Source organism: Tenacibaculum larymnensis (assembly GCF_028829235.1).
Taxonomy (GTDB): domain Bacteria; phylum Bacteroidota; class Bacteroidia; order Flavobacteriales; family Flavobacteriaceae; genus Polaribacter; species Polaribacter larymnensis.
The window spans coordinates 413,770-420,804 of the sequence record NZ_JAIWJY010000003.1; the positions used below are offsets into that span (position 1 = coordinate 413,770).

7 protein-coding genes are annotated in these 7,035 nt (G+C 32.2%); 1 reads left to right on the forward strand and 6 read right to left on the reverse strand.

Features of this window, described 5'->3' with window-relative positions; translation table 11 throughout:
- The first annotated feature begins 54 nt into the window (after positions 1–54).
- Entirely contained in the window at positions 55–1,731 is a 1,677-nt protein-coding gene (locus tag LCI24_RS06885) for a formate--tetrahydrofolate ligase (protein ID WP_274639710.1), read from the forward strand.
- Between the two features lie 143 nt (positions 1,732–1,874).
- Here the strand turns inward: LCI24_RS06885 and LCI24_RS06890 are convergent, their stop codons facing one another.
- The 6 genes from LCI24_RS06890 to thrS form a co-directional block, all read right to left on the reverse strand.
- Entirely contained in the window at positions 1,875–2,915 is a 1,041-nt protein-coding gene (locus LCI24_RS06890) for an XAC2610-related protein (protein WP_274639711.1), read from the reverse strand.
- A gap of 151 nt (positions 2,916–3,066) precedes the next feature.
- Positions 3,067–3,651: a tRNA (guanine-N1)-methyltransferase gene (locus LCI24_RS06895; protein ID WP_274639712.1), complete on the reverse strand. Its 585-nt coding sequence runs from the start codon at positions 3,649–3,651 to the stop codon at positions 3,067–3,069.
- A gap of 95 nt (positions 3,652–3,746) precedes the next feature.
- Positions 3,747–4,091, reverse strand: a complete 345-nt coding sequence (gene rplT, locus LCI24_RS06900) for a 50S ribosomal protein L20 (protein WP_028891166.1) — start codon at positions 4,089–4,091, stop codon at positions 3,747–3,749.
- Between the two features lie 93 nt (positions 4,092–4,184).
- Positions 4,185–4,382 carry a 50S ribosomal protein L35 gene (rpmI, locus tag LCI24_RS06905; RefSeq protein ID WP_274639713.1) on the reverse strand — a complete coding sequence of 66 codons (198 nt, stop codon included), beginning with the start codon at positions 4,380–4,382 and terminating at the stop codon, positions 4,185–4,187.
- Between the two features lie 45 nt (positions 4,383–4,427).
- Entirely contained in the window at positions 4,428–4,946 is a 519-nt protein-coding gene (infC, locus tag LCI24_RS06910) for a translation initiation factor IF-3 (RefSeq protein ID WP_262706669.1), read from the reverse strand.
- 73 nt (positions 4,947–5,019) lie between these two features.
- Positions 5,020–6,966: a threonine--tRNA ligase gene (gene thrS, locus LCI24_RS06915; protein WP_274639714.1), complete on the reverse strand. Its 1,947-nt coding sequence runs from the start codon at positions 6,964–6,966 to the stop codon at positions 5,020–5,022.
- Between the last annotated feature and the right edge of the window lie 69 nt (positions 6,967–7,035).

A 7,035-nucleotide genomic window follows, 5' to 3' on the forward strand; every position in this document is an offset into this window, starting at 1 on the left:
TATTTACCTGCTTTTTTAGTACAACAAATAACTTAAAACTTTAAACAATTTGCCATGGCGCATTTAACCGATATCGAGATTGCTCAAGCAAAAGAATTACAACATATTAAACATATAGCTAGTAAGTTACAAGTAAAAGAAGATGATTTAGAAATGTATGGAAAATATAAAGCTAAATTACCTTTAAACTTAATAGATGAAAAAAAAATAAAGCAAAATAACTTAGTGTTGGTAACAGCATTAACTCCAACACCTGCAGGAGAGGGAAAAACAACTGTTTCCATAGGGTTAACTGAAGGGTTAAATAAGGTAGGGAAGCAGGCTACAGTAGTGTTGAGAGAACCGTCATTAGGACCTGTTTTTGGAATTAAAGGAGGAGCTGCTGGTGGTGGATACTCGCAAGTTGTTCCTATGGAAGATATTAACCTACATTTCACAGGAGACTTTAATGCAATTGAGAAAGCTAACAATTTATTATCAGCATTAATAGATAACAACTTACAAAGCAGGACTAATAATTTAAATATCGATCCGCGTACTATTTTATGGAAACGCGTAATTGATATGAACGATCGTTCGTTACGTCAAATCACAATTGGTTTAGGAGGAACAGCAAACGGAATACCACGTGAAGATGGATTCAATATTACACCAGCATCAGAAGTAATGGCTATTCTTTGTATGGCAACTTCTTTTGATGATTTAAAAGAACGTTTAGGTAATATTTTTATAGGATTTACTTTTGATAAAAAGCCAGTTTTTGCTCGTGATTTAAAAGCACAAGATGCTATGGCTATCTTATTAAAAGATGCTGTCAAACCAAACTTGGTACAAACATTAGAAGAAAATCCAGCGATTATTCATGGTGGACCTTTTGCAAATATTGCGCAAGGTACTAATACAATTATTGCAACTAAAATGGGATTATCGTTATCAAATTACGTAGTAACAGAAGCTGGTTTTGGAGCTGATTTAGGAGCCGAAAAATTCTTGAACATAAAATCACAATATGCAGGGTTAAACCCTAAATGCGTGGTGTTAGTAGCAACAGTCCGAGCATTACGTCACCATGGAGGGGCTCCAAAAGAAGAATACAATACACCAAGTTTAGAGCGTGTACAAAACGGATTTAAAAACTTAGAAAAGCATATAGAAAATATTAGAAAGTTTAATATTGAACCTGTAGTGGCTATCAATTCTTTTATTTCTGATACAGAAGAAGAAGTGAAGTTTGTAATTGACGCTTGTGCTAAATTAGGTGTACAAGCTGTCGTTTCTGAAGGATGGGCTAAAGGAGGAGAAGGAACTAAAAATTTAGCCGAAGCTGTGGTTGATGTAGTTGAAAATAAAGCTACACAATACAAGCCTTTGTATGACTGGAAAAGTCCTGTAAAAGAGAAAATAGAAAAAATTGCTAAAGAAATTTACGGAGCTGATGCTGTAACTTATGATAAAAAAGCCGAGTTAAACTTGCGAAGAATTGATCGTTTAGGTTTTAATGATTTTGCTGTATGCATGGCAAAAACTCAAAAATCATTTTCAGATAATGATAAGTTAATTGGAAGACCAGAAGGGTTTACAGTAAACGTTAGAGAAATAGAAATAGCTGCAGGAGCACAATTTATAATTCCAATTTTAGGGAAAATGATGCGTATGCCTGGGTTACCTGCAACACCTGCATCTGAAAATATGACGATTGACAATAACGGAATAATTTCAGGATTGTCATAAGTAATAGGATGCTAGTAACTCTTATGAGGAAATAAAATCTGTTCAAAAATTAAAGAATTATACAGGTAGATTACAGCAGTTTTAACAAAAAATCCCGAGTGATGAACTCGGGATTTTTTGTTAAAACTATTAGAAGCTAAAATTTATTTGCTGATAAGATTGTTTAGTTTTAAGTCTTTTAGAATTTCTAAGTTTCCTTCTATAGAGTTTAAGATTCCTTTTAAATCGTAATTTCTGCCATTTATAGTAACAAGTATACCAATTGCATTAACTTTATCTTCTTTGCTAGTTTGATAGATTTGATAAGTAGCATTTTTGTTTTTAAAGGTTAGTGTATTTTTTGTTTTATTGAACTTGAAATTAGAATCTACTCCCGTCATTTCAACAGGGAATGAAAACTCTACAGTGCCATCAGGTTTAATTAAAGCATAATTAAGTATTAGACCATTCATGCTAAATAGAACTACTTGTTTTTGGTTTTTAATAAGATTAAATGATAGTATTTTAGAAAGACCATCATATTTTAGATCTAGTGTTTTAGTAGTTTTTTTGCTCTTTTTATTTCTGTTCCATTCTGTTGTAGTAGTTGAATAAAAAGGAGCATTTCCAGCGCTTTCTTCTATAATTAGAGTAGGGGTTGGTATATTGTTAACTATTTTAAAAGTTGAATATTGATGCCAACAGCAACCACTTTTTGTGATTGTGTGAATGGTTTTTGTTTTATCATTTGTTTGAAACATACCGCAATATTCTTGAGCTAATCGGGTAAATTCTGGGCTAAATGTTAGTTTGTTGTTGATTTCAAGATATATTCTAAAAGAAGGTCCATGATAACAGCTGAATTGTCCGTCCATGATGGCTAAATCTTTAATGCCATCAAAATTAAAATCTTTATAAATTAAAATACTTTGTTCTCCGTAAGGAAGCTCTAAAGTATTAGTCTTAACAACTCCGATAGCATCTAGTTCAAAAGTTAATTCGTCGGAATGGATTTCTATAATTTTTGTATTTGTTTTAGATTCAAAAACAGCAATACTTCCTTTTTTAAAAATTTCATTTTCATAACCGTTATCAATATTCAACAAGCCTTTGTACCTGTCTGAAAAACCTTTAATCTCATATTTGGATTGGGCAAATGCGTGTAGAAAAGTAAAAATTAATAATAGTGTTATATTCTTTTTCATTAATTAATTTGTTAGGTGTAATAATTTTAAATAGCTTTTTATAATGGTAAATTAATACCTAAAAATAAAAGAAGTAAATACAAAAAGCAACCCTTTGGTTACTAAAGTAGCCAGATGAGGGTTGCTTTTTTATGTAAAACTACGAGGTGTGTTAATTTACACCACGTTGTTTATTAATTTCGTCTTGTAACTGTCTACGAAGTTTTTGCTCTTTTTCAATAGATTTTCTTTTATATTGCTCAAATTCCTCTTCAGTATCAGTTAGCAAACTTTTGGTTTCTTTTGTAACCACATTACTGTTTTTAAACCTGTAGATGAAGAAAGCTAATCCAGCAAGTAAAACAAAAATAATTCCCCAGACTATAGAGTTATAGGTAGATTTGTTTAAAGGAATACCAATAAAGGCAATAGCATCCTCTTTATCAATAGAAGTAGCTAAATCTTTATTCAATGTATCTATTTTAGTTTGTAACTCAGTAATGTTTTTTTGCTGCTCATCTATTTTTACCTGTTTTGCAGCAGCATCTGTTTTAATAACTTTTATACTATCTAAAATACTATTCTGTAGTCTTAAATATTCATTCTTTTTTACAACCTTGTAAATTTGATAGTTGTTTGATTTTTTATAAAGCTCTTTAAATTGATTTTCAACTGTATTAGGTTGATCAGGAGCGCTATCTTGAGCAATAATACTTTGAGTAAAGATAAAGATGAATACTATTTTAAAAAATTTCATAGGATTGATATTTTAGTTCAATTGATGAATGTGGATGGTTTAAAAAAACCCAAACGTTAAGGTTTGGGTTTTTAGTATAAGCAAGGTTATGAAACTTATTTTACTTTTTCTACAATGGCCTTAAAAGCTTCTGGGTTGTTCATAGCTAAATCAGCTAAAACCTTACGGTTTAACTCGATATTATTAGCTTTTACTTTACCCATAAACTGTGAGTAAGACATTCCGAACTGACGAGCTCCAGCGTTAATACGTTGAATCCATAATGAACGGAAGTTTCTCTTATTGTTTTTACGGTCACGGTATGCATATAACATTCCTTTTTCAACCGCATTCTTTGCTACTGTGTAAACGTTTTTACGACGTCCAAAGTAACCTTTTGCTTGCTTCAAGATTTTTTTTCTTCTATTTCTTGAAGCTACTGAATTTACTGATCTTGGCATAATTCAAATGTGTTTTTGTAGTAGGCGACTTATTTAAAAGTTCTTAAACGAGCCCAACTCCATGGTTAATAATTAAATTCCCTGTGCTAACAATTATTTTAAAACTAATTGTTGCTTAATACTTGCTTCATCAGATTTATGTACTAATGTAGCATGAGTTAATGCAAGCTTACGTTTTTTAGACTTCTTTGTTAAAATGTGGCTTTTAAACGCGTGCTTTCTTTTGATTTTTCCAGTACCAGTTAACTTGAAACGTTTCTTAGCACTAGATTTTGTTTTAATTTTAGGCATCTTTGTTCTTTAGTTTTATCTTGCTTATATTATTGTTAATATGTATTATTTACTCTTTTTGGGAGCAATAAACATAATCATACGTTTTCCTTCTAGTTTTGGCATTTGTTCTACCTTACCATATTCTTCTAATTCTTGAGCTAATTTTAATAGTAAAATTTGTCCTTGTTCTTTAAATACAATAGAACGCCCTTTGAAGAATACAAAAGCTTTTAATTTAGCCCCATCTTGTAAGAACTTAATTGCATGCTTCTTTTTGAATTCGTAATCATGTTCGTCAGTTTGAGGTCCAAAACGAATTTCCTTAACGGTAACTTTAGTAGCTTTAGCTTTTAAAGCCTTTTCACGTTTCTTTTGCTCATATAAGAACTTTTTGTAATCAATAACTTTACAAACAGGAGGAACAGCTTTAGGTGAAATTTCAACTAAATCTAATTCTAACTCTCGTGCAATCTCTTTAGCTTTAGCTAATGGATATACACCAACTTCCACGTTATCGCCTACAAGACGAACTTCATCAACATGTCTAATTTTTTCATTAATTCTATGTTGATCTTCTTTAATTACTCTCGCGGGTCTTCTACCGCCTTTTCTTCTAATTGCTATGACTTATAAATTTTAAATTACTATCTTATTTTTAACTTCCAAAAGGAACTAATGTTTTACTAACTTCTTTCTGTATTAGAGAAATGAACTCTTCTATAGTAAATGTTCCTAAATCACCTTCACCATGTTTTCTTACAGATACTGTGCCATCTTTTTCTTCCTGTTCGCCAACAATAACCATAAAAGGTATTTTGCTAACTTCGGCATCACGTATCTTTCTTCCTGTCTTCTCGTTACGGTTATCAACGAGGGCGCGAATTTCGGAATTTTCTAACAAAGTTAAAACTTTTTCGGTATATTTTTGATATTTCTCGCTGATTGGCAGTACAATAACTTGCTCAGGAGTTAACCAAAGAGGGAAATTACCACCAGTATGCTCCAGTAGAACAGCTATGAAACGCTCCATAGAACCAAACGGTGCACGGTGAATCATTACCGGGCGATGTAGTTGGTTGTCTGCACCTTTATAATGTAAATCAAAACGCTCTGGTAAGTTATAATCTACTTGAATAGTTCCTAATTGCCAACTTCTACCTAAAGCATCTTTTACCATAAAGTCTAACTTAGGTCCATAAAAAGCTGCTTCACCTTCTTCAACTACATAATCTAAACCTTTATCTTTAGCTGCATTGATAATTGCTTGTTCTGCTTTTTCCCAATTTTCAACAGAACCAATATATTTATCAAGATTCTCCATATCTCTAATAGATACCTGAGCAGTAAAATCATCAAAACCTAAAGACCCAAATACGTATAGTACTAAATCAATTACATTTTTAAACTCTTCATCTAATTGTTCTGGAGTACAGAAAATGTGTGCGTCATCCTGAGTAAAACCACGAACACGAGTTAAACCATGTAACTCACCACTTTGTTCATATCTATATACGGTACCAAATTCAGCAAAACGCTTAGGTAAATCTTTATACGAATAAGGTTTATGATTGTATACCTCACAGTGATGTGGGCAATTCATAGGTTTTAATAAAAACTCTTCGTCAGCTTTCGGAGTAGTAATCGGCTGAAAACTATCTTCACCATACTTCGCATAGTGACCAGAAGTAACATATAATTCTTTCTGACCAATATGAGGAGTCATTACCATTTCATAACCAGCTTTCTTTTGAGCAGCTTTTAAGAAGTCTTCTAAACGACCACGCAAAGCAGCACCTTTAGGTAACCATAAAGGTAAACCTTGACCTACTTTTTGAGAAAAAGTAAAAAGCTCTAATTCTTTACCAAGTTTTCTATGGTCACGCTTTTTAGCTTCTTCAAGTAGTTCTAAATATTGCTTTAATTCTTTTTGTTTAGGGAAAGAGATTCCATACACACGAGTAAGCTGATTATTCTTTTCGTCACCACGCCAATAAGCACCAGCAACATTCATAATCTTTACAGCTTTAATTATCCCAGTATTTGGAATATGTCCACCACGACATAAATCAGTAAAGTCACTATGATCACAAAAAGTAATATCACCATCCTCTAAGCCTTCAATAAGTTCTACTTTATATTGATTGTCTTGAGCTTTGTAATAAGCTAATGCATCAGCTTTAGAGATAGAGCGCATCTTAAATTCAGCTTTTTCACGAGCACGCTCCAAAAACTTCTTCTCTATTTTGTCAAAATCTTTCTCAGAAATAGTGTCCTCACCAAAATCAACATCATAATAAAATCCATTTTCAATAGCAGGACCTATAGTTAATTTAGCGTTAGGATAAAAATCTTGAATAGCTTGTGCTAATACGTGAGCAGAAGAATGCCAAAAAGCTTTTTTACCCGCAGTATCATTAAATGTATATAAAACCAACGAGCCATCTGTGGTTAAAGGAGTAGAGGTTTCAATGGTTGTTCCATTAAAACTTGCAGAAATAACATTTCTAGCTAAACCTTCACTAATACTTTTAGCAACATCCATTGGAGTGCTGTTCATTTCAAAATCTTTGACGCTCCCGTCGGGTAGTGTAATCTTAATCATTATATATATTATGTTTTGTATAATTTCCTTACAAGTGGAAATTTTGAAATGCAAAGATATTGTAAAAGC

Excerpts from the sequence above, each read along its gene's own strand:
- LCI24_RS06885 (WP_274639710.1), top strand. The coding sequence starts at position 55 with ATGGCGCATTTAACCGATATCGAGATTGCTCAAGCAAAAGAATTACAA.
- LCI24_RS06890 (WP_274639711.1), bottom strand. The coding sequence starts at position 2,915 with ATGAAAAAGAATATAACACTATTATTAATTTTTACTTTTCTACACGCA.
- LCI24_RS06895 (WP_274639712.1), bottom strand. The coding sequence starts at position 3,651 with ATGAAATTTTTTAAAATAGTATTCATCTTTATCTTTACTCAAAGTATT.
- rplT (WP_028891166.1), bottom strand. The coding sequence starts at position 4,091 with ATGCCAAGATCAGTAAATTCAGTAGCTTCAAGAAATAGAAGAAAAAAA.
- rpmI (WP_274639713.1), bottom strand. The coding sequence starts at position 4,382 with ATGCCTAAAATTAAAACAAAATCTAGTGCTAAGAAACGTTTCAAGTTA.
- thrS (WP_274639714.1), bottom strand. The coding sequence starts at position 6,966 with ATGATTAAGATTACACTACCCGACGGGAGCGTCAAAGATTTTGAAATG.